The organism is Halomonas sp. KX33721, assembly GCF_001596805.1.
Taxonomy (GTDB): Bacteria; Pseudomonadota; Gammaproteobacteria; order Pseudomonadales; family Halomonadaceae; genus Vreelandella; species Vreelandella aquamarina.
In genome coordinates this window covers 1-1,700 of the sequence record NZ_LVIA01000085.1, presented here as the reverse complement: position 1 = coordinate 1,700, position 1,700 = coordinate 1, and the positions used below count along the sequence as shown (strand labels likewise).

Here is a 1,700-nt window from a genome sequence, read left to right as displayed (position 1 = left end):
AAGGTCGCCGGGGTCATTAGAGCAGGGCATGTTCACACAGGGGGTTCCCAGGAACCTGGGAGGCCCATTTCCCTCCTCCGATCTAACGCTATCAGGTACGGGAGCCACCTGCCCCCAAGCTCCCTGGCCCAGCACTGCAGTGACTGGCGGTGATGGGAGCGAAACAACAGCCACTCAGGAGGTACGGTACGGCGAGTGTAGCGAGCCGGCCAGATGGGGTAATGGGAGTCGGAGCCACTCATAGTACTGATGAAATCGGGGAACCAGCTCGATGGGACCCGGTGGAGGGAAGGAGTGGTCAACCATCAGAACCGTACGAGGGAAACATGATAGGTGCTCAGGAACCTGAAGTCATGTCCACGAAACAAGTGCGGATAGCATCGCTGGCAGAGCGTTTTCCGCAGCGTGCCTTCACGTCACTGTCGCATCATATCGACGCCCAGTGGCTGAAAACGGCCTACCTCATGACGCGCCATGACGGTGCGGTCGGGATTGATGGCCAGACGGCGGACGACTTCGCGCGCGGCTTCGAGATCAATATCCAGCGCTTGCTGGAAGAGGCCAAGAGCGGGTGTTACCGGGCGCCGCCGGTGCGGCGTGTCCATATCCCCAAAGGGGATGGGCGTACCACACGGCCGATCGGCATTCCCACCTTTGAAGACAAGGTCCTGCAACGTGCCGTGGTGTCCCTACTGGAGCCTCTCTACGAGCATGACTTCCTGGATTGTTCGTACGGCTTTCGGCCGGGGCGCTCGGCACACCAGGCCATCAAGACGGTGTGGGACGGCCTGTCGTCGATGGGAGGTGGCTGGGTCATCGACCTGGACATCAAGGCCTTCTTCGACACGATCGACCACCGGCACCTGCGAGCGTTTCTGCAGCAACGAGTGAAGGACGGTGTGATCCTTCGCCTGATCGGCAAGTGGCTCAAGGCCGGAGTACTGGAGGCTGGGCAGTGGCAGAAGGGAGTAGTCGGCAGCCCACAGGGCGGGGTCATTTCCCCATTGCTGGCGAACCTCTATCTCCACTATGTACTGGACGAGTGGTTTGAGAAAGACGTCAAGCCACGCCTGCGAGGACGCGCATTTGAGGTACGTTTCGCCGACGATGCCGTGCTCGCATTCAGCAGTGAAGCTGACGCCCGCAAGGTGCTGGAAGTACTGCCCAAGCGCTTCGCGCGCTTCGGCCTCACCCTGCACCCGACCAAGACCCGCCTGGTGAGGTTCCGCCCGTATCGTGAGCAGCGTGCCGAAACCTTCGACTTTCTGGGCTTCACCCACTACTGGGGGAAGTCACGCCGCGGGCTCTTGGTTATCAAGCGCAAGACGGCGAAGGATAGGTTTCGGCGTGGGCTCAAGCACATCTCACAGTGGTGCCGGTGGAATCGTCACCTGCCGATCCGGGAACAGCATGAGAAGTTGAGTCGTAAGATCCAAGGTCACGTTGCCTACTACGGTATTCGCGGCAATATGCGATCCATACAGACGTTTCGCCATCGGGTGAAGTGGTGCTGGATCAAATGGCTGAGCCGGCGATCCCAGAAGGCAAGGATTGTGTGGCGGAATGCGCTTCAACTCTTTAAGTTACTGCCGTTTCCCAAGGCGAGGATCGTTCACCCATGCTGATCCTTCAGCGAAACTGATGGTTGAAGAGCCGGATGCGTTAATTGCGCACGTCCGGATCTGTGGGGGGCCGGGTCG

The 1,700-nt window shown here is 59.8% G+C and carries 1 protein-coding gene; it reads left to right on the top strand.

The window, feature by feature from the left end:
- Window positions 1–353 precede the first annotated feature (353 nt).
- On the top strand, window positions 354–1,625 hold the full coding sequence (gene ltrA, locus A3220_RS16420; protein ID WP_062376020.1) for a group II intron reverse transcriptase/maturase: 1,272 nt from the start codon (window positions 354–356) through the stop codon (window positions 1,623–1,625).
- Window positions 1,626–1,700 lie beyond the last annotated feature (75 nt).

Bases quoted from the DNA above. Each gene is read 5' to 3' on its own strand.
- ltrA (WP_062376020.1), top strand. From the start codon at position 354: ATGTCCACGAAACAAGTGCGGATAGCATCGCTGGCAGAGCGTTTTCCG.